At 55.7% G+C, this 21,601-nt stretch carries 16 protein-coding genes; 8 read left to right on the top strand and 8 right to left on the bottom strand.

What is annotated here, in order from left to right; translation table 11 throughout:
• Positions 1-678: 678 nt before the first annotated feature.
• On the bottom strand, positions 679-2,121 hold the full coding sequence (locus Mal52_RS15945; RefSeq protein WP_145377180.1) for a sulfatase family protein: 1,443 nt from the start codon (positions 2,119-2,121) through the stop codon (positions 679-681).
• Positions 2,122-2,421: 300 nt separating this feature from the next.
• Between Mal52_RS15945 and Mal52_RS15950 the strand changes: the two genes are divergently transcribed.
• The gene (locus tag Mal52_RS15950; protein ID WP_197534237.1) at positions 2,422-3,504 is read left to right on the top strand and encodes a calcium-binding protein; all 1,083 of its coding nucleotides are present in this window, start codon (positions 2,422-2,424) and stop codon (positions 3,502-3,504) included.
• 61 nt (positions 3,505-3,565) lie between these two features.
• Here the strand turns inward: Mal52_RS15950 and Mal52_RS15955 are convergent, their stop codons facing one another.
• From Mal52_RS15955 to Mal52_RS15970, 4 genes are all read right to left on the bottom strand, one after another.
• The gene (locus tag Mal52_RS15955) at positions 3,566-4,474 is read right to left on the bottom strand and encodes an alpha/beta hydrolase (protein WP_145377182.1); all 909 of its coding nucleotides are present in this window, start codon (positions 4,472-4,474) and stop codon (positions 3,566-3,568) included.
• Between the two features lie 121 nt (positions 4,475-4,595).
• Positions 4,596-5,933 carry an amidohydrolase gene (locus Mal52_RS15960; RefSeq protein WP_145377183.1) on the bottom strand — a complete coding sequence of 446 codons (1,338 nt, stop codon included), beginning with the start codon at positions 5,931-5,933 and terminating at the stop codon, positions 4,596-4,598.
• A gap of 29 nt (positions 5,934-5,962) precedes the next feature.
• Positions 5,963-7,342, bottom strand: a complete 1,380-nt coding sequence (locus Mal52_RS15965; RefSeq protein WP_145377184.1) for a DUF3748 domain-containing protein — start codon at positions 7,340-7,342, stop codon at positions 5,963-5,965.
• Between the two features lie 105 nt (positions 7,343-7,447).
• Positions 7,448-8,083: a hypothetical protein gene (locus tag Mal52_RS15970; RefSeq protein WP_145377185.1), complete on the bottom strand. Its 636-nt coding sequence runs from the start codon at positions 8,081-8,083 to the stop codon at positions 7,448-7,450.
• A 575-nt stretch (positions 8,084-8,658) separates the two neighbouring features.
• Here Mal52_RS15970 and Mal52_RS15975 point away from each other — a divergent pair.
• The 7 genes from Mal52_RS15975 (at position 8,659) to Mal52_RS16005 (ending at position 18,519) form a co-directional block, all read left to right on the top strand.
• Positions 8,659-9,396 (top strand): Crp/Fnr family transcriptional regulator, encoded by a 738-nt coding sequence (locus tag Mal52_RS15975; RefSeq protein WP_145377186.1) that lies wholly within the window; start codon positions 8,659-8,661, stop codon positions 9,394-9,396.
• 234 nt (positions 9,397-9,630) lie between these two features.
• On the top strand, positions 9,631-10,704 hold the full coding sequence (locus Mal52_RS15980) for a peptidylprolyl isomerase (protein WP_197533219.1): 1,074 nt from the start codon (positions 9,631-9,633) through the stop codon (positions 10,702-10,704).
• A gap of 233 nt (positions 10,705-10,937) precedes the next feature.
• Positions 10,938-12,170, top strand: a complete 1,233-nt coding sequence (locus tag Mal52_RS15985; RefSeq protein ID WP_145377188.1) for an aminotransferase class I/II-fold pyridoxal phosphate-dependent enzyme — start codon at positions 10,938-10,940, stop codon at positions 12,168-12,170.
• 52 nt (positions 12,171-12,222) lie between these two features.
• A complete protein-coding gene (locus Mal52_RS15990; protein WP_145377189.1) occupies positions 12,223-13,722 on the top strand; it encodes a type II CAAX endopeptidase family protein in 1,500 nt (499 codons plus the stop codon).
• A 34-nt stretch (positions 13,723-13,756) separates the two neighbouring features.
• Positions 13,757-14,968, top strand: a complete 1,212-nt coding sequence (locus Mal52_RS15995) for a metallophosphoesterase (RefSeq protein ID WP_145377190.1) — start codon at positions 13,757-13,759, stop codon at positions 14,966-14,968.
• Between the two features lie 29 nt (positions 14,969-14,997).
• Positions 14,998-15,390, top strand: coding sequence for a hypothetical protein (locus Mal52_RS16000; RefSeq protein ID WP_145377191.1), 393 nt, complete (start codon positions 14,998-15,000; stop codon positions 15,388-15,390).
• A gap of 165 nt (positions 15,391-15,555) precedes the next feature.
• Positions 15,556-18,519 carry an FAD-binding and (Fe-S)-binding domain-containing protein gene (locus Mal52_RS16005; protein ID WP_145377192.1) on the top strand — a complete coding sequence of 988 codons (2,964 nt, stop codon included), beginning with the start codon at positions 15,556-15,558 and terminating at the stop codon, positions 18,517-18,519.
• 3 nt (positions 18,520-18,522) lie between these two features.
• Here Mal52_RS16005 and scpB read toward each other — a convergent pair whose 3' ends face one another.
• From scpB to dnaA, 3 genes are all read right to left on the bottom strand, one after another.
• Positions 18,523-19,311 carry an SMC-Scp complex subunit ScpB gene (scpB, locus tag Mal52_RS16010; RefSeq protein ID WP_231962711.1) on the bottom strand — a complete coding sequence of 263 codons (789 nt, stop codon included), beginning with the start codon at positions 19,309-19,311 and terminating at the stop codon, positions 18,523-18,525.
• Between the two features lie 161 nt (positions 19,312-19,472).
• Entirely contained in the window at positions 19,473-19,886 is a 414-nt protein-coding gene (locus tag Mal52_RS16015) for an anti-sigma factor family protein (protein WP_197534239.1), read from the bottom strand.
• A gap of 258 nt (positions 19,887-20,144) precedes the next feature.
• Positions 20,145-21,575 (bottom strand): chromosomal replication initiator protein DnaA, encoded by a 1,431-nt coding sequence (dnaA, locus tag Mal52_RS16020; protein WP_145377195.1) that lies wholly within the window; start codon positions 21,573-21,575, stop codon positions 20,145-20,147.
• Positions 21,576-21,601 lie beyond the last annotated feature (26 nt).

Consider the following 21,601-nt stretch of genomic DNA (forward strand, 5'->3'; position numbering starts at 1 on the left):
GAACGGTTCCGCAGCCTGGACAGTGGTCGTCAGAGGGCTTCATGGGAGTTGCGCGCGATCAACCACGGCGTGGTTGTTGGTTCGCTCAACAACAAGGGCACACTCACAAACGTGGTGCGCGGGAACCGGGGAAAACAGTTCACCGGATCCTTAGATGTTTGCCCAAGTGCAGCAGGTCGGACCGACTTCACCTATCAACTCGCATTCGCGCTTACGGGAACTCTGGACAAACAAAATCAGTCCCGCCGCAGCCGATTCAGTGGCTGCAGTCTCAGGTTTGCACCTAGCCTAACGCATCATCTTGCGAGCGAATTGTGGATGGTCAAATGTTGATCGTACGAATTCGGTGCGTTCTCAACAGAACGCAGGCGGCCTTCCAAAACGGTCAACACAACCCCTGGTCAGCAGCGGAATCATGCGGCTTGCGTGCCGGCACGATAAGTTTCAACGGGTCTGCAGTAGCCTCCAGCTCTGCCAGAAATCCCCGTTCGACCGGAAAAACGCGTCTCATTCACACAAGACAGCGGTGCTCGCTTATTCCCGGTCGGATTGCTTCGGATTTCCGAAAACCCGAAGTGCTGAAACAGTATACCCTTAGGAACCCTGTTCGCCAACCCTCAAAGTTCGAAATCTCTCCGTTCGACGTCCAAAACACGTCGCACAGGCCCGACGAGTTACCTAAAAGTCACGAAACGGCCCCCGCGGTTCCGCAGCTGCCATCTCCTTCTTCCATTGGGCAAAACGCGTCTGCAATTGGGCCAACATTTCCGGATTCTCCGCCGACAAATCGTGTTTTTCGCCGATATCGCTCGACAGATCGTACAGCCCGGTGCCGCGCTGCGATTGGACCCATTTGTAGTTTCCCACACGCGCCGCCCGGTCGCCTCGTCGCTCCCAAAACATTTCTGTCCGCTCCGATTTTTTCTCACCAGTCAACACCGGCAGCATGTCAAACCCGTCATAGACAATATCCTCGGGCAGTTTCGCACCGGCCAATCGCGCGAACATCGGAAACAGCTCCAATGCTGTCAGAAATTCATTCGAGACACTGTCGGCGGGAATCCGTCCGGGATACCGTGCGATGAATGGAACGCGGATGCCCCCTTCGAACATCAGCCCTTTGCGACCACGCAGCGGAGAATTGTCAGCAATGCCGCTGCCACCGTTGTCGGAAAAAAAGATCACCAATGTGTTGTCGGCCAGTTCATATTCCTCCAACAGGCCCAGCACTTCGCCGATGGCATCATCCATACAGGTGATCGATGCCAGATATTCCAACCGCGCCTTCTGCTTGCTCGGCACAAGCGCTTCTTGACCGTATCGTTTTCCTTTGACCAAATTGTCTCTGTACTGCGGATACATCTTCTTGTACCGCTCCGGGGCTTGTGCGGCACCGCGGATTTTGGGATCAAGATTCGATGCTCCGTGCGGGGCATTGAACGGCAGGTAAAGGAAAAACGGCTGATCCTTGTGCTCTTTGACAAACCGAGCCGCTTCGGTTTGAAACAAATAGGTGCAATACGTCCCCTGCTCCGCCGTGGTCGGTTGATTGTCACGGAACATCGACGGCACGCCGTACCGCTCATGTGTAAAATAATCGATCCCTGTATTGGCAAATCCGTAATACCGGTCGAAGCCGTTTTGGAGTGGCAAAAACCGCCGCAACTGTCCGCCGTCCCATTTGCCAAACACCGCCGTCGCATAGCCGGACTGCTTGAGTACCTCGGATATCATCACCTCCTGCACATCCATCCCCAACACGCGTTCCGGGGTCACAGCGTATTCCTCAGCCGTGAAGGTTTTGCCGTAGTCGGCCACATCGTTGCGGATCATATCGTACAGGCCGTTCCGCTGTGGATAACGCCCAGTCAGAATACTTCCCCGCGATGGCGTACAGGCGGGCCATGTCACATAAAAATCCGTGCAACGCACCCCTTGTTTCGCCAACTGATCCAAGTGCGGCGTCTTGACTTCATCGCTGCCGAAGCAACCCAGATCGCGATAGCCCTGGTCGTCGCTGACAATCAGCACAATATTCGGCGGCGGCGCAGCAACTCCGGCATGACTGATTGAGATCACTGCGATCACGAAAACGGTGATCCGCGAGGATAGGCGAAACATATCGGTTACTCCCTGTGGTTCAGCATCAGGTGGGTGATTCCATTGGCTGCATTATGGCATTCACACGTTTTCGCTTCAAACGCCCTATCAGTAACGCGTAACGCTTTCAGAATTAAGGCGGCAGATCAAAGACTTCCCAAGTGTTACAAGTTTTTCGTGTGATTTTCCAACATTTTTAGAAATCGTTGGCGTGTCGCTGCCATGCTTGGGCATTTCAGTTTAGAGGACAACACAAACATCACACACGAATAAAAACCTGAAAGCCACGCGATAATGCTGAACAACAAACATCAACGAAAATTGAGAATCGAATCTCTCGAAGACCGCAAATTGATGACCGCCAACATGGAGATTGGCGAGTCGGTCGCGGTGGGGGGAGGATTCTTGCCTGCCCGAAATCAGCAACTGTTCATCACCGGATCAGACGGTGACGACCATATCGAAATTTCCTACCTTTCACGGCAGGCAGGAGTCACACGGGTCCAAGCTACCATCCGCGACGCTGACGGTAATGTCCTGATTCAAAATGTCTATAACTCTGAGGACTTCGAACAAATCGAAGTTTATGGAGGCGGCGGAAACGATACGATTATCAATAACACACTCTACCGCATGGCTGCCAATGGCGGCACCGGCGATGACACGATCTACGGCGGTGCCGCAAACGATATTCTCATCGGTTCCCATGGAAACGACTACCTAAACGGCCGCTACGGAAATGATGAAATCGCCGGCGGGAGCTTATTATATGCAGAATCGTCAAGTTACGTTGCCTATCATGAGACTGACGGATTTGATCACGGCAATGATACGTTAATTGGCGGCAGCGGCAGCGATGAACTCTACGGTGGATTCGGGAACGACAAAATCGACGGGGGGAGCGGCAACGACAACATTATCGGCGGCAGTGGCAACGACACCCTAAACGGTGGCTACGGCGCGGATACGATTTGGGGCGACTACCATGACGATCTCAGCACGCCATTGCGCTACGTTGAGAACGGCCATGACGTGCTCAATGGCGGGCGAGGAAATGACACGCTTTCCGGCGGCGATGGCAACGATACGATTTTCGGCTCTTATGGAGATGACGAACTATTCGGCAAGCAGGGCGATGATCTTTTGAAGGGCGGAGACGGTAACGATCGACTCCACGGCGAAGCAGGCAACGATGAACTCTTTGGGCAAGCAGGAGTTGACTTCCTCTTCGGCCAGGAAGGCAACGACACACTCACCGGTGGTTCCGGCTTCGACTACACAATCGGCGGAGCCGGTTCCGATCGCATCGCCCGGGAATGGGAAATCATCTGGTCCGAACGATTGTTTCCGATCACCGGCGTCCGTCCACACGATTTCAATGGGAGTGAGGACCGCTGGTTTTAAGGTCTGACAACCCACACACCAAGCCCCGCCAATTGGCGGGGCTATTTTTTTGTGCGTTCCTTTACGGCGCGAGCAATTTGTCCATTAGGAATTCCTGCGAATTCGCATATTTGTCGGATTTTGAAACGCCTTTGATCAACAAATAGCACTCGTGCTTTTGAGCGTCCGCTTTCTCCTTCATCTTCACTCCGTAGACCGGATGATGAATGCCGTGCCCGGCGCTCTCCGAGGGGAGTTTCATGTTGTTGCCATAGGTCATCAGCAGCGGCGGGTCATTGCCATCCAGATGATTGTACGGCGAGAATTCCTTGTAGAGGGCTTCGTGTTTGTCATAGTTTTTGAGCGCGCCTTCCATGGTTGGCTCCCCGACCGCCATGTTGATCATTCGGTGCTTAAGCACATTTGGTCCCAGCCATGGTTCGATGACTTTAGGATCGATCGAAACCTGTCCTCCCCCAACGGCAGCGGCACAGACCCGCGTCGATTCGCGCAACACCGGGTCTTTTGCATCCGGGTCGGCCAGATCATCGTGCAATAGCAACCACATCGATGTACAGGCTCCCGCGCTGCCGCCGGTTAGGGCAATGTGTTTGGTATCGATGTTCCAGTCATCCGCTTTGGTCCGCAAAAACTGAATCGCCCGCGCCGCATCATGCACGGGAGCCGGTAAGGGATACTTTCCCGTATGCCGATAATTGATCGCCGCGTAGGAAATCCCCTTGTCTAGAAACGGTTGGAATCGTGCCTGCTTTTGTTTCTTATCCCCACCCGTCCAACCGCCGCCGTGAATATAAACCAACAACGGTCGCGGCCCTTCCCCTTCCGCCTGCCAGAAGTCGAGCACGTTCTCCGCGAATGGACCATATGAGACATCAGCTGCCGTCGGCGCGTCTTGCTTCGGTTTCTCCGCCGCTTGCAAAATAGTCGTCGCGGTCATCAGGACCATAAAAAATGATGTAACAATTTTCATGTTGTCTTCCTATGAAGTGGATATATTCAAAGAATTCGTCACGCCAGAGTCATCTCAGACGCGCTGCGGACAGGCCCAATACGTGCCTCGCATCATACCATGCGTGGCCGCTGATCGCCTGTTATTGATTGCCATCGAAAGTCTCGGTTTGAAAAACCGCTCGTTGGCAATCCAGATATTCCTCTTTAGTCATCGCAACTTCGTGATTCGCCATCACTCGCTGAGCGTTCGCCGCGTCGCCATGGAGCAGATCGACCGCCATCGTTGCCAACGTCTTGGCAGGCGCTAAGTAGCCCGCATCCGCATCGGAAATATGCCAATCGATTTGATGATGCGAACCGCTGGCACCGGTCATCATTGGATGCAGCACAGGCATAATTTGACTCAGGTCACCGGCATCGGTCGAACCGCCTGCGTGTGGATAGTCGCGATAGCCATCGCTCCCCAAAATCGCTCCGGCATTGTTGCGGAATAGCTCCGCCAACTCAGGGTCATTTCGCAATGGCAAATTGCCCGGGACCGTTTCGATTTCCACCCGGCAGCCCATCGCCATGGCGGCGCCGCGCAACGCGCGATCGACCTTGGCCGACGCATCGAGAATCGCCGCGGGTGTTTTACCGCGAACGTATGTCTCCAGACAGACCTCGGCCGGCACAATGTTCACCAAATCGCCCCCCTTGGTGATAATCGGATGCACCCGTACACAGTCTTCGTCGCGAAATGTCTCCCGCTGCGCGTTGATGGCACTCAGCGCCAATTGGGCGGCATTCAGCGCGTTGACGCCCCGTTCGGGAAAACCTCCGGCATGGGATGCCTTCCCCAAAAACCGAATATTCTTGGCTAGAAAACCGTTCGACGACGGCGCCAATCCCATCCGGCCCTCATGGACGTCGGGACTAGTCGAGTGAATCATCACCGCCATGTCCACATCGTCAAACAGCCCCAATCGAATCAATTCCTGTTTACCGGTCAGAAACGAAGTGCGGCCTTCCTTGACCAATCCTAGCCGGTAACCAATCTCGACATACTCCTCAGCCGGGACAGCGAAAAACACGATCGTGCCGGCCAGTTGTTCCGCCACGCCCGATTGTGTTAGCCCCAGCGCTGCTCCCAACATGCCGGCGATTTGCGCATTGTGACCACACGCGTGTGCGGCCCCGGTTTCAGCGCAAGCGCGGGGATGATCCGGCACCTGCAGCGCATCCAGTTCCCCCATCAACGCCACCGTCGGCCCCGGCTTTCCGCCCCGCAAAACCGCCTTCACGCCAGTGATTGCCAATTGATCATCGAATGACAACCCGAAGTCCGTGAAAGACTCTTTAACTAAATCCGCTGTGCGAAACTCCTTAAAACCAAGCTCCGGCGCATCCATGATCGCTTCGCCGATACCCACAACCGTCTCGCGGCGCGCATCAATTTCATGGGTAAGGTGCTGCTTCAACTCAGCGCAACTATTCATCGAGAGACTCCCATCACAAACGGTCTGCGCTACGGAGCGCTCTGATTGAAATCAACTGCAAAGATCTGCGTAACATTCTTACCATCCGTCGCGACACTGCGGTTATAAGCCAATGTCTCACCGTCGTGACTCCACACCAACGCGTACGCTGCCGTGTCACCATCGCTCAGCACATGACTTTTGCCAAAGTCCGCGCCGGGCTTTACGTCGGCGACGAGAACCTTGTCCCCGGCAACAAACGCAATGAATTTGCCCGAGGGATGCCAACGCGCATCGGTATCGACGCCCCCTTTGACAAAGGTCGCCTGTTGCGGTTCTCCTCCGGTTGGCGATATCAGAAAAATCTGCCAGTCGCCTTGAGCATCGCGCATCCGAAACGAGATTTGCGAACCATCGTGGGAACTGCGGGCGATTCCTTCGCAACCGGGAAACTTGGCCTCAGCGGTGTGCGTCAACCGCCGTTGCACCGCACCGGCCGGCGGCATCGGAAAATGCGTGTCGGTCCCTTCCAGCGGTCCCAACGGTCCTGGTTTGGTGACCTCTTCGGGAATATCGACAATATACAACTCGTCCAGCGGTTCCCCATGCTTGTCGCGCGTCGTGCCGATAAACGCGCGGGCCAATTGCCTGCCACCATCGTCACGACGATATCCGTTTTGGCCCACCCAACTATCCGCAGCGGCGTGCGAGATTTCGTCGCTGCCCGGCTTGGGATCGGGAGTGACAACGACAACTAACACCGAATAGCCTTCGCCATGCGACAAAAATTGCGGCGACGCCGGGACTTGAACGGGATGCCCCAATTTCGTCACACCAATCGTCCGCAGATCGAGATGTTTCCCGGTCTTCAAACCGTGCGCGCGGACGACCGCATCGTTGTACGTAAAACCAACCCACTTCCCATCCCCAGAGAATTCATGCCGGTGCGTTCCGCCGCGCAGCGCTCCCGGAGTGTAAGGCGCTTGCGTATCGCGGGCGTCGGCAAACCGAATAGTCCCGTCGCCATCTCCACTCACGATGCCACCAATCCGGCGGTGTTTTTCGTATTGGTCTTCCGCACCGGTCGGCTGCAGTGGTCCGTGAATGAAGATCACCTCGTCACGATCCGGGGCATAGCTGGCCGCCAACACGCCCGGGCCAAAGGCGTTGGGATGCTGGGGAGTATACAGCTGCGTAATCTCCCCCGTAGCAATTTCGACTTTGGCAATCACCCGCGCTTGAGACAAGTCGGGACCAGACCGCGTATCGAACACCAAAAACCGGTCGTCCGGCGAGAAATTGTCGTTGTTATCCAACTCATGGTTCTGCGCACTGCCGTGTGTAATCTGTCGTTCTTGCGCACTCGATTGCATCGTCATCAAAAGTAACACTCCTCCCGCCACCAACCCAAAGATTCGGAGATTTGGCATTCTATTGTTCCAATTATTTTTTGCTTGTTGGTCCTATTCAAAAGCGAGTAGACCAAATCAAATGTCTCCTGGCCACCCGCAACTATTAATTCGTGCACGACGGGTTCAATTTGCATCCACTTCTGCATGCGGCTCCACCGAAAACTTAAAGCTTTCGCAAACACCACGAACGAAGTTCGCATCGATTGTGGAGGAGGCCCCGCGAAAATTAATGTAGCCCCCCTGCTTGCTCTGCTTGTCTTCCCAGGAAAAAGACGCGAATTTGCCATCAAAGTGAATCATGCCTTCAATGTCATCGCTGAACATAGTTTCGACTCGACCGAAATTTCTGAACCGAAATAGTTGGCCCGCTGTCATGCAGAATGCATGCCAGCGCACTTCGCCATGTGTCATCGACCAACGAAAATCACTGGAACCGGCTTGGCAACAGTACCACCTTAGCTTAGGTAGCGTCACCCCCTTCAGCTCCGGGCGAATTTTGGCTACGTCAAACATTTCGTAAAGTTCGCCATTATCCGCCGGTCTCGCCACCATCACCATAACGCCAACACCGTTTTGAAATATGACTAGGTCCGGACTGGGTTGGTCCTGCGTTTCAACAACGTCGGAAGGTAATCGGAACTCCATACCATCAACGCGGACGGATGCCCAATCATCCGGGATGGCCGTTTGCGGCATCTCTGATACTGGAATCGCGTGAACTTCGTCAGAATCCAGACGTGCCTCAGCATATTTCCACATCACATGTGGCCACCACCGAACGACACACAAGATGATTAGCACGATTGTGCAAACCAGAACCGGTCTGCCCCACAATCGAGACAATCCCCTGCTTCGGACACGATGTTCAGGGTTGTGCAGTGGCTCGCTATTGCTCATTGAAGTAAGACTTGCATTGCCACGTGGCAGTTTGAAACCTGAAATGCAATCACCACGGATCGATCAATTTGCTGGGACACGGATCGCGCTCTCCAGACCATCCGACCTATGGATCATACCACCGCACTCTGAGGGATTGCAGTCCATCAGTCTGGGAGCAACAATCATTGAGTCCTAAAGGTTTTCCTGATTGGATCGAGGACACATGATTCATCACAACCCGCTACACCGCCTAAGGTAACGCATATCGCCCAGACACAGACACACCCCAGTGTCTTGCCCGAATACCGCGCACGCGGTATCCTGACAGATAGCGTGGGGGGCGGAATGTGCCGCCGATTGGGGACTTGCAATTGCACAACGCAGGAGACTCGAACGCCACCGTTCGCTGTAAGTGACGGAGATTTGCGAACCAGTCCGGCTAGGGATTTGACTCCATGTCCGAAAAATTCTGGCACCTAAAAAGCTGTCAGTTGTTTGAACGGCTCACCGATGAACAAGTTTCTCAACTTGAGAGCCGCGCTCAGGTACGGACATTTGGTCGTGGCGAATTGGTCTACCTGCCCAGCGATCCCGGCACCACGGTGCTGTTGGTCGCCTCCGGCCGCATCAAGCTGTATCACATTACCAGTGACGGCAAACAGGCGCTACTGGGCTTTATGGAGCCTGGGGAACTGTTCGGCGAACTGTCGGTCTTCGACGGGGGCGAGCGAGAGGAATTCGCCGAAGCGATGGAGAAGTCCGCCGTCATCTCAATTCCCCGTGAGCAACTGCAAGCCGTTATGGATGCGCACACGCACGTTTCACTGGGCATCACCAAGCTAATGGGCCTGCGGCGGCGACGCCTGGAACGCCGGTTGAAATCACTTCTGTTCCGCTCGAACCGCGAACGCCTCGTGCATCTGTTGCTGGAACTGGTTGAAAAATACGGCCAACGCACGCCCGAGGGAATTCAACTGAGCATCAAGTTGTCGCACCAAGAACTGGCCAATGTGATTGGCAGCACACGGGAAACCGTGACCGTCCTGCTGGGAGAATTGCAGGACGAAGGCAGCCTGATGATTCGCCGCCGGCAAATTCTGATTACCAACATGCCGCGCTTGGCCGCAGCCGTCGATAGCCCGCCCCCGACGATTCCCGAACCGGCAGAACGCAAATCCGCACCAGCGTTCTGAAACGGCCAAGGGTTTTGAGAGGGCCGTGAAGCACTCAATCCAACCCCCATCCGCTCCTTTCTCAAATGCGGTTGACCGGTTTTGAGAACTGGCGTATATTCCCGCCGCAATTACCAACCCCACGTTTTCACGTTGTGCAATTGCATCCCGTAAAATCCCCGTGGGACGATGCCCGTTCGGGTCAATCTCCTCGCAGATCCCTCCCTACAGACTGGCTCAAAGGATTGGATGCCCATGTCGACCAAACCCAAAACGACGCAAAAATGGATGTTTATTGTCGGAGGAACCGCATTAACCGTGCTCGTCGCGGGACTGCTGTTCCAAGTCATGCAGCCCGAAACGGGCAAAGCCGCCGCACGCGGTGAGCGGAGTCCGCGCAGCAATCAAGCTGCAAGCTCCACAGGACAAAGCCGCAAACGAAGCGTCGCTCGCGTGAATGGTCAATTGATCTCCTACGACCAACTGGCCGAAGAATGCGTCGCGCGTTATGGGAACAAAGTGCTGGAAGGCATCATTAACCGCACAATGATTCAACAGGCCTTTGAAGGCAAAGCCGATGCCCCCACCGCACAGGACATCGAAAAAGAAATCCGCTCGATCGCCAAAAAATTCAATTTGGATACCGCGCAGTGGCTGGAGATGATGCACTCGCAACAAGAAATGACTCCCGACCAGTATCGCCGCGACGTCATCTGGCCCATGTTGGCGCTAAAAAAATTGGCCGGACACGATGTGAAGATCACGCAAAAGGAACTCGAAGAAGCCTACCAGCGCAATTATGGCGAACGGGTGCGGGCGCGGGTCATTATTCTGGATCGGATTCGCCAAGCCCAAGAAGTCTGGGAAAAAGCGAAGAATAATCCTGAAAACTTCGGCCGATTGGCAATGGAGTATTCCATCGATTCCTCCAGCCGCGCATTGGAAGGGAAAGTCCCGCCGATTCGTCGTTTCTCGGGAAGCAGCGAAATCGAAAAAGCCGCCTTCTCATTGGCCGACGGCGAAATTTCTGGAGTCATTCAAATCCCTGAGAATAAGCACTGGGTGATCATTAAATGCGAAGGCCGTACCGAACCAGTCAGCGGCGTCTCGATGGCCGATGTACGTTCCATTCTTGAGGAAGAACTCCGCGACGAAAAAGTGCAACTCTTGGTCAACAAGACGTTCAACACACTGGAATCGAAGGCGCGTGTCGACAACTATCTGACCGGCGTTACGACCGGCAGCAGCAAACGTTCAACCGCCCGCACCAAACAAGATTCAAATATCCAACAAGTCGGCGGCACACGGACGGCACCCCAGCGTCCTTAGCCCCCAACGCACAGAAGTGCGAAAACACGACGGAAAGAGACACCGGCACGCGAGACAATTTGGTATCTCGCGTGCCGTTTTATTTGCGCAGCGAACCAGGTGCCCCCCATAGGTCTCTTTGCTTCCAGATGCGACGTGCTACAATTGATGCCACTGCATAACTTCCGTTCAGACGGACACGTTTGAGACCAAAGAACCCCACAAGACGGCTCGGCAGCCAGAGAAACAATCAGATGCGAAGCGAATCAGAACAACCGGAGTCGGACAACCCCTTCACCATTCCGGTGGCCACACGCGTTTTGCGGTTGCCTCCCTATTTGTTTGGCAAGATCAACGCGCTGAAACACAAGAAGCGGGTCGCAGGGGTCGACGTCATTGACCTGGGGATGGGAAATCCCACGGATCCTCCCGACCCGATGATCATCGAAAAACTGACGGAAGCGGTCGCCGACCCTCGAAATCACCGCTATTCCGTCTCGACCGGCGTTGAGAACCTCCGCCGCGAAGTCGGAAAACGGTATTGGAAGCGCTACGGCGTGCGGATTGACCCCAACGACGAAGTTGTCGCCTGCATCGGCTCCAAGGAAGGATTCAGCCACCTCTGCTTGGCGTTAATGGGACCGGGAGACACGGCAATCGTCCCCGCCCCGTCATTTCCAGTCCACGTCTATGCTGTCGCGCTGGCCTCGGGGAATGTCATCGCGCTGGACGTTCGCGATCCGGAACAATTCCTCGCCAACATCGACTACACCTGCACCCATTTGTATCCCAAGCCGAAGCTGGTCATCGTCAATTTTCCGCACAATCCCTCAGCCACGGTGATCGAACAAGATTTCTATGTCGAGTTGGTGCGGCTGGCCAAAAAACATGGGTTTTTGGTCATCAGCGACTTCGCCTATGCGGACATCTGTTTCGAAGGTTATCAGGCGCCCAGCTTTCTAGCCACGCCCGGCGCATTCGAGGTCGGAGTCGAATTCACCACCATGAGCAAAGGCTACAGCATGGCGGGCTGGCGAATCGGCTTTTGTGCCGGCAACGCCGAAATGTGCCGCGCTCTGGCGACGATCAAAGGCTATTACGATTACGGCATCTTCCAGCCGGTCCAAATCGCTGCCATTGTCGCCATGCGCAATTGCGACGCCGCTGTGGAGAGCATTGCCGAAGAGTACCATCGCCGCCGGGATGTCCTGTGTGATGGTCTGGAACGTCTCGGGTGGGAGATCGAACGTCCTCGCGCGGGCATGTTCATCTGGGCAAAAATCCCCGAGCCTTGGGCACAGATGGGATCAATTGACTTTGCCATGAAATTGCTGGACGAAGTCGGCGTGGCGGTCAGCCCGGGTCGTGGCTTCGGCGAAGAGGGCGAAGGCTACCTGCGGATGGCGATCGTCGAAAACGAACAACGACTCCGGCAGGCGGTCCGACAAATTGGGCGGTGCATGAAACAGGAAGTCGAACAACCGTAACCCTGACGCAGCATTCGCCGCTTCCAACTCAAGACTCGGGCCATCTGATTCCATGCACAACGAAGAACCTGCTGCGTTGATATTCGAAGATGAGGACAACACCGACATCCCAGTTCGCCGGGGATTTCCTCGCATCGCTTGGCTGGTGATTCTTGCAATGGTCGGTTTCGTGACCTATATGCAAAACGGCGGGAGGGGTGAGCCGCACCCACTAGAAGACGAAGAGTCCGCCCCGCAAGATATCATCATGTTGCTGCAATCCCGATATTTGGTCGGCGCCGCTTCATTATGGCAAGATCAAGACAAGCTGACAGCCCACAAGCTGTACGAGCAGGCGGCCCCTTTAAACCAAGGGACCATCGAACAGCGGTTGAAATTCGCCATCGTCGCCGAAGAGTTGGCCGGCGCCGAGGAAGCACTCTCGGTGCTGTCGGACATCAACGATCGCGTTGAAACCAGCGGTTTTGAACTCAACAATCAGCAACTCGAATTGCGCGACGCATTGACGGCGCTCATGACCGACTATGCTGCTGAGGAATGGACCGCGCCGACAGTCACTCCGCATCAGCGACAACTCATCAAAGACCAACTCGGCTGGTTCGGCGACTTAGCGTTGGCGCCCAAACAGGGTGCCAACGAAGCAGCTCGTTCCGCGATCATCCGCTCAGCCCAACAAACCGCGATCGCCTTACTGGGTTCAGCAGGGTTGTTTTGTTTGTTTTTGATGGTTGGGATCATGGTATTAGTCCTGTTCACCGCCGCCTATGTCACCGGCAGTGTGCAATCGGCGATTCACTGCGGCCACAGCAACCACGCGGGGATCTACCCGGAAACCTTTGCCTTCTGGCTGCTCCTGTTTTTCGTGCTCACGCAGAGTGCGTCATATCTGGTCCAAGATGACCGCTATCGCACGCTGGCCATGGCAGCCGCGATGTTTGGCAGCCTATTCGCCTTGGCATGGCCCCGGTTGCGGGGGATTCCATGGCGGCAAATTCGCAGTGACATTGGTTGGACAGCCGGCAAGCGCCCACTAGCGGAACCAGCCATCGGCGTCGGCAGCTATATCATGACCATTCCATTTTTATTCGTGGGATTTCTGGCCTCTGTCATTTTGATGTTCGTCACCGGTCTTGTGGAACCGGTTGGCGGCGGAGGGGATGAATTCTCGCCGACAAGCTTACCCAGCCACCCAATCGTCTCGACTGTGGCCACCGCCGATTGGTTCATGGTGTTTCAGTTGTATCTTGTGGCCGCGATCGGCGCGCCGGTCGTCGAAGAAACCATGTTTCGCGGCGTGATGTATCGCCATCTGCGCGAATGCAGCCACCGTTGGGGCTTCCTGCTCAGTTTCCTATTTTCAGCGCTGATCAACTCGTTTATCTTTGCGGTGATCCACCCGCAAGGCCTTGTCGCGGTTCCCGCGCTGATGGCGATTGCCTTCGGGCTGACTTTAGCCCGCGAGTGGCGGGGGACTTTGATTCCGTCGATGATCGCACATGGCATTCATAACGGGTTATTGTTAACAGTGCTCCTCCTGGCGATCGGCAACTGAAACTGCAATCGCCCCGTTTCCGGCATCACGCACCATGAATTGGCTGAACCTACTATTGATGGCAGTCCTTTCACTCGGCAATCTCGCGATTGTCGTGGCCGTGCTCAACCGTATCAGCACCGCGCGCGTGCACTTGAGTACACTCTCCATCATTCGTCGCAGCCATGCATTGTTCATCATTGGCTTCACCTTAGCATTGATCTACCAAGGAGGCTTCGGCCGCCCGCGATTACTGTTCGACGGAAGTTGGTTGGACATCGCGCCGATTTATTTACTCTATTTCGCAGCATGCGGAATCTCAGCGATATTCGCCGCAGTGATCGTCGTCCGCCGTTGGTTCTACCGCCCCCCAACAGCTCTGCTCTCCAGTCACAGTGAAGTCATCGACGTAGCTGCAGTGCTCGGCAAACAACCGTTGGCCGCCGGACGGTATCACAGCTTGGCAAAATTACCGGGCAATGAAATCTTCAAAGTCGAAATCGGCACCAAGGAGATCCAACTCCCCGGCTTGCCCCCAGCCTGGGATGGTTTATCGATCCTGCATGTCTCCGATCTGCATTTCATCGGCACCATCACCCGCGATTATTTCGCAGAAGTCCTCCGCCGCGGCCAGGAGTTGGGATCCGAGATGGTGGTCTTTACCGGCGACTTGCTCGACGAACAACATCTGACCGATTGGCTTCCAGAAACGCTGGGACAACTCAGCGCCCCCTTGGGCTGTTATTTCATCCTCGGCAACCACGACTGGGACCTCGACCCCGATGCGACACGAAAATGTTTTCGCGAGTTGGGCTGGATCGACGTCGCCGACCGATTTACGACTGTTGAGCACGCTGAGAAAAAAATGTTGATCGCCGGTTCGGAATACCCCTGGATGGGAAACAATCCCGACATCACATCCGCCGAAGAGGTCGACTTCCGTTTGTTGTTGAGCCACACCCCCGACAACTACCCCTGGGCCCGCCGCGCAAATTTTGATTTGATGCTCTCGGGCCACAATCACGGCGGACAAATTTGTGTTCCCGGCATCGGACCGATCTATACCCCCAGTCTCTACGGAACACGGTATTCCGCAGGGACTTTTTACCGACAGCCAACCCTGCTGTACGTCACCCGGGGTATATCAGGCAAGGAACCGCTCCGGTACAATTGCTTACCGGAATTAACACAATTGGTGTTGCGTCCCACGACGGTCCCGTCGTCTCAGGCTGACAAAAAACGAAAACTGATCGGTGCAAAAACCTAGTCCGCCGAGCTCGTTCAAGGTGGCGAAGCGTGCGTATTGTTTTGACTTTATTAACGATCCTTTGGGCCTCCCCTTGGTCGTTGCTGGGGATCTTCGCTGGTCTGCTGGGATTATTGACCGGTGGCCGTGCCCGACGCGTGGGAATGGCTTTGGAATTCCACGGCGGAGCCGTCACCTGGTTTTTGCGGCACTGTCCCAATAGTCCGATGGCGATGACCATGGGACACACCATTCTGGGACTCACCGATGCAGCGCTCGACATCACCCGCGACCACGAATGGGTCCACGTCCGCCAATACGCCCGCTGGGGACCGCTGTTCATCCCGGCCTATTTGTATTTCTCAACCGTCTTATGGTTCCAAGGCAAAGATCCCTATCGCGACAACCCCTTCGAACGCGAAGCCTACGGCGATACCGATTAACGCCGCCATCGACCATGTCCTTCCCCAAACGGACCACTTGCGGTCGCAATCCGTTCAACGTCCAAACGTATACCTGACTGCCGAAGGGTGTGTCATACGGGCTGGTTGACTTATAATCACCACGTCACACAGCGACCGCACCTTCGCACGAATTGAAAATACAACATGCCCTTACCACTTGAAACCGAATTGCGACAACAAATTGCAGGCGACGTGCTCTTCGACGACGTCAGCCGCGGACTGTATAGCACCGATGCCAGCATCTATCAAATCCCGCCCATTGGCGTCGTGTTACCCAAATCAAAAGCGGACGTCCGCGCCGCTGTTCAGGTCGCAGCGGCGCATGGCGTGCCGATTCTGCCACGTGGGGGCGGCACCAGTCTGTCGGGGCAGACGGTGGCGGCGGCGATCGTGATTGATTTCTCCAAGTACATGAACCGCATTCTAGAAATCGATGCCGAGCGCGGTCTGGTACGTATCGAACCGGGGGTCGTGCTGGATCAACTCAACACCGCCCTCAAGCCGCACGGCCTGCAATTCGGCCCCGATGTCTCCACCAGCAACCGCGCCGCACTGGGCGGCATGATCGGCAACAATTCCGCCGGTTCCCGTTCGGTGCGACACGGCAAAACCATCGACCATGTCCGCGATTTGCACGTGCTCTTGGCCGACGGCACCGAATTGCAATGCGAACCACTCGACGCCGATGCAATTGCCCAACGCCAGTCGTTGGAGACAACCGAAGGTGAGATCTATCGCCGATTGCCGGCGATCGTTGACGCGGTTCGCGATGAAATCATCGCCCGCTACCCACGCATCCTCCGCCGCGTAAGTGGATACAACCTCGATGCCTTCGTGCCGGAACTGCAAACCGAGTTACCCATCGCCGCCACCTCAGCAGAGCTGAATGCCCAATGGCCCGATCGCGGCGAGTTCAATCTCGCTAAAATTATTGTCGGCGCAGAAGGGACGTTGGGAACCATCACCGAAGCGGTCCTCCATGCCGTGCCGCTCCCCCAACAACGCGGCGTCGCCTGTCTACAGTTTCGCACAATCGATGCGGCGCTCAAATCTGTGACAACAATCCTGAAGACAGAGCCGTCAGCCATCGAAATGCTCGACAAGTACATCATCGAACTGTCGCGCACCAACTTGGAATACCGCAGCTACTTAGATTTCGTCGAAGGGACGCCCGAGGCGCTGTTGATTGTCGAATACAGCGGCGACACCTTGGAGTTTGTTCAAGACAAACTTGACCAACTGGAGCAAATCCTCGCCGATTGGGAGGGCCTAGAAAAATACATCCCAGCAGTCGACCCCGCGCAACGGGACCGCATTTGGAATTGCCGCAAAGCGAGTGCGCCTTTACTCCTCAGCATCCCCGGTGCCCGCAAGCCAATTGCCTTTGTCGAGGATCCCGCCGTCGCTCCGGGACAGGCGGCGGAATTCGCCCGGCGCTTTCGTGAAATCCTCGACCGCCGTGGCGTCGCCGGATCGTTTTATGGGCATGCCTCCGTCGGTTGCCTGCACATCCGGCCGATGCTCGATACGAAAACCGCCGAGGATTTGACCGCACTCAAAGAAATTTCCGACGAAGTTGCCGCTCTAATCGGCGAATTCCACGGTTCCATGTCGGGCGAACATGGCGATGGACTGGCCCGCAGTTACCACAATCGCGACCTGTTCGGCGAGAAGTTGTACGCAGCCTTTGAAGAGGTCAAACGCCTATTCGATCCCCGTGGCTTGATGAATCCTGGCAAGGTGGTCAGCGATGTCTCACCCGTCGAAAATCTGCGCTATGGTACGGAGTATCGCGGACGTGATATCAAAACGTTTCTCGATTTCAGCGGCGAAGCAGCCAGCGCCGGTACAACGGGAAACGGATTTCTGGCAGCGACGGAGATGTGCAATGGCTCGGGGGTCTGTCGCAAAACCAACACCGGCACGATGTGCCCTTCGTTCATGGCGACGCGCGACGAAGAACATTCCACCCGCGGCCGCGCAAATGCACTGCGACTCGCTCTGTCGGGACAATTGGCGGATGATGCGTTAACGTCACAACGGATGTACGACGTGATGGACCTGTGCTTGATGTGCAAGGGATGCAAAGCGGAATGCCCGTCGAACGTCGATGTCGCCAAACTCAAAGTCGAATTCCTTGCTCAATATTACCAAACGCATCGCCCCTCTCTCGGCACAGTCGTAATGGCCCACACGGGACGTCTCAATCGCATCGGTTCGGCGCTGGCCCCGGTCTCAAATTGGTTAGCCCGTCTGCCCGGCGCTGCCTACCTGACGGAAAAACTGTTCGGCGTCGACCGTCGCCGCCAATTACCCACATTCCAGCACGACCATTTCGGCCGCTGGTTCAGTCGCCACACGCCGCACCCCGGAGCCGGACAGAACGGTAAAGTCATTCTGTTAGATGATTGTTTGACCAGCTTTTGCGAACCAAACATCAATCGCGCTGCTGTGCAATTGCTCGAACGCGCAGGATATACCGTCGAATTGGCGGGACTCCAATGTTGCGGCCGGCCGTATTTCTCCAAGGGGCTGATCGCGCAGGGCAAATCCTTGGTCGAAAAGAACATTGCGACCTTGGACAAACTCTCCGCCGAGGATGTGCCGATTTTAGGTTGCGAACCGAGTTGCCTGCTGTCGTTGGTCGACGAATATCCCGACCTCGTTCCCACCGATGCGGCCCAACACGTCCGTTCGCGAAGTTTTACACTCGATGCCTGGCTGGCCGAACAATCCGCCGCTGGAAGGTGCGACCTGAAATTTGATCCCTTAGACCAATCCGCCCTGTTACATGGCCACTGCCAACAAAAAGCACTCGTCGGCACGTCCGGCACGATTGATGCGTTGAAACTCATCCCGCAATTGAACGTGACCGAAGTCAATTCCGGCTGTTGCGGCATGGCCGGTTCGTTCGGCTATGAGCATTACGATGTGAGCATGGCCATCGGCGAACGCGTGTTGTTTCCCGCAGCCAAGACACACACCACTGGACCGGTGCTCGCGCCAGGCTTCTCCTGCCGGCACCAACTCGCCGACGGCACAGGGACGCAAGCGTTGCATCCCATCGAGTTGCTTGCGCAACAATTAACGCCGGATGATCAACCCTAAGCGTCACTTTTTATCCAGCACGTCCGCCATGGGCAATTCGTCAAGGCTACCAATGCCGAAGACCGACAAGAAGCGCGGCGTGGTGTGATAGGTGACCTCTTTGGGATTTTCCTCGTCGCGGTGAATTTCGATCAATTGACGGCGCACCAATTGACTCAGCAGTCCACCGGCGTTTTTACGACCGGTCGCCTCGGCATCCTCACGGGTGATTGGCTGTTGATAAGCAACCAACGCTAAAATCCCCAGCGCATCTTGTGAGAGCTTGACTTCCCGCGGACCAACCCCGAAGACGCGATTGCGGACACGCGAAAACGACTCACGCAGTGCGAGAGTGTATCCCCCCTCCCCCAACCGAATCTCGTAGGGACGGTTTTCTGCCGCATACGTTTGATTCATCTCATCGGCGAGGCTCTGCACCGCGCTACTGTTGAAGCTGTCCCCCAACAGCCCGGCGAGTTTTTTTGAGGTGAGCGGTTTGCCTCCGACAAACAGCGCCGCTTCCAAGATCTGCGGCGGCGTAAAACGGGGGGACTGATCCTCCTGTTCGTCATCGTCATCTGCCGACGACGATTCCGCCTCACTCGCACTCGCACCGGCGGCGATCGTCTCCTCACCGGGAGAGGTTTCCGCTTCCCCATCTCCCTCCACGGTGGCTTCTGGCACGGCCTCGGGAACTTCAATTCCCCAATCGGCATCATCCATCGCTTCAACGGCGCGGAGGTACTGGGCGTCAATTTCCTCTGCGGAAATATCCAGTTCGTCCGAGAACTCGTCGGCTGGCGGATTGTCCATTTCACTCACGGTTGGGGCCACTCCGTTGGCATCACACGGACCCATTTCCGCGTGCTGAGAGGGGGGATTTTACCGCAAGAGGGTGAATCGCCTCAATAGCGACTCTGCCGGATGCCCTGCCGCTTCAATCGCGAAATCGGCCCTAACCGCCGGTTTTCACATCAAAGCGCGGCAAAAGCCTGCGACTCATGCTGCTTCAGCAGACGTGTGCGACGTTGAGCAACATCACCGTTGGCCTTGAGTTTCTGCAATTCTGCGATTTTCTCACGACATCGGCGGCAATTTTCTAAGTGCAGCCGAACGTGCTCCGTCTCAGCAGGAGCGAGTTTCCCAGCGACATAATTGTCAGCCATCGACTCGACATCATGGCACTTCAGCGCCGCGATCTCGGGCGATTGCATCTTGTTGATGGCAAAATTCCCCACCAAGAGCAACACGATCACAGCCGAGGCGGTTCCGCCAATCACCATCGATCGCCGCGTACGGCGTTTTCCGCGCAGTCCCACCACGAGTTGTCCCACTTCACCTTGCGGGCAGGCTTGCCACTCATTCGCGTTGGACTGATTCTCACTCATGGAATTACTTTTGTACTGCATCTGCTGATTAAATGCAGCCGCTCAAGTGCGTCTGCTAAAACGATGATGATTTCTCCCTGGTCTCGGTGAGGCAGTCGCATCGCCCCGCCTGTCACGCAAACCCAGTTTACGTATCATCGGCCATCCCGAAACTTCGATCTGTATGATACCCCACATTGCCTCGATGTGATGTCCAAATTGGCAAAGTTTGCAGGAATTTTCGCATCGCGACAGGGCAAGATCAATACCCCGGCAAAGTCAACTCACTCGCAATTGTTGCTCTAAAGTGTCCAGAATATCCTGCACCCGCCAGTTCTGCGCAGCGACTTGGATGGTCGCTGACCCGGTGACCAACGCATCGACCCGTTTTTCCGCCGATATCACTGTGCTGTGGTTGCGACCTCCGAAGTAACCCCCAATTTCGCTATACGCTGCGTGAGTATGCTTTCGCGCCAGGTACATCGCCAACATACGAGGCTGGCTCACAGTGCGGCCTCGCTTCGACGATTTGAGACAAGCCGCTTCAATGCCAAACAAATTACAGACCGCCTCTTCCACATCTGCCATACGGATCACCCGAATGCAATCACGCTCCAAATCGGCCAGCACCTGTTGGGCAGCCCCCAATCGCACCCGTTTGCCCGTCATGCAATAATAGGTTTGCAGGCAATTCAAAGCCCCTTCGAGTTCGCGGACGTTGTTGCGAAATCGATCCGCCACGAAATTTAAGGCTTCATCAGAAAACTGCCCTGACAAACGCCGTGCTTTTTGAAACACAATTTCCTTGCGGGTCGCTGCATCGGGCGCCTCCATACGGCACACCATCCCGGACAGAAATCGTGTCTTCAATTCGTCACTGAGCTTGGTCGACAACCGCGGATGTTTGTTGCCGGTCAGCACGACTTGCCGGCCGTGGCTGACGAGTTGTTTGAATGTGTGTAAAAACTCCTCTTGGATGACCCGTTTGCCTTCAAAGAAATCCACGTCATCCACCAACAGAATATCCACCGAACGAAAACGTTGGCGAAAACTCGGCAGCGTGTGGTTGCGGAGCGCCTCGGTGAAATAATTCGCAAACGCCTCAGAGGTAAGGTAAACAACTTGCAATTCCCGATTCTCACGCCGCAAGCGGCGGTAGATCCCCTCCAACAAATGCGTCTTGCCCGTTCCCACCGGTCCGTGGAATAGCAGCGGATTGAAATTGGCATCGGCCGAATCACAAATCTGATGCGCGGCGGTCAGTGCCAATTCATTGCAGGGACCTTTGACGAAATCACTCAAATCGGAAAACCGTCGACCGCGTCGGCGTTCCGTCGGAGCCTTCGTTTTCGATTCGCGCTTCGGCTTGGGCGTCGCAGGCTGCTCGCCGTCGACGTCTTCGCCGCTGCCGCTATTTTGAATTTGAGCGCCGGCGACATCCGGATCGACTTCGAACCGAACCCGTACAGAGGGGCCCAACACCGATTGGGCGGCTTGCCGTACGGTGGAACGATATTTCTTTTGAAACCAGTCCGCTAAAAACGGACTAGCCACGCCGATCGTGATTTCATCGTCCTGGACCGTTAGCGACGTCTTGTCGGAGAACCATTGCTGATAGGCATGGTCGCCGACGGCTGTCGCCAACGCGCGCAGAATTTGCTCTTCGGCCGATGTGAACATCGGCGCGAACGCGATCGTATCGGGCTGCATCGTGCTACCCCCAAACGCGCACGTAC

It is taken from the genome of Symmachiella dynata, assembly GCF_007747995.1.
Lineage (GTDB): Bacteria > Planctomycetota > Planctomycetia > Planctomycetales > Planctomycetaceae > Symmachiella > Symmachiella dynata.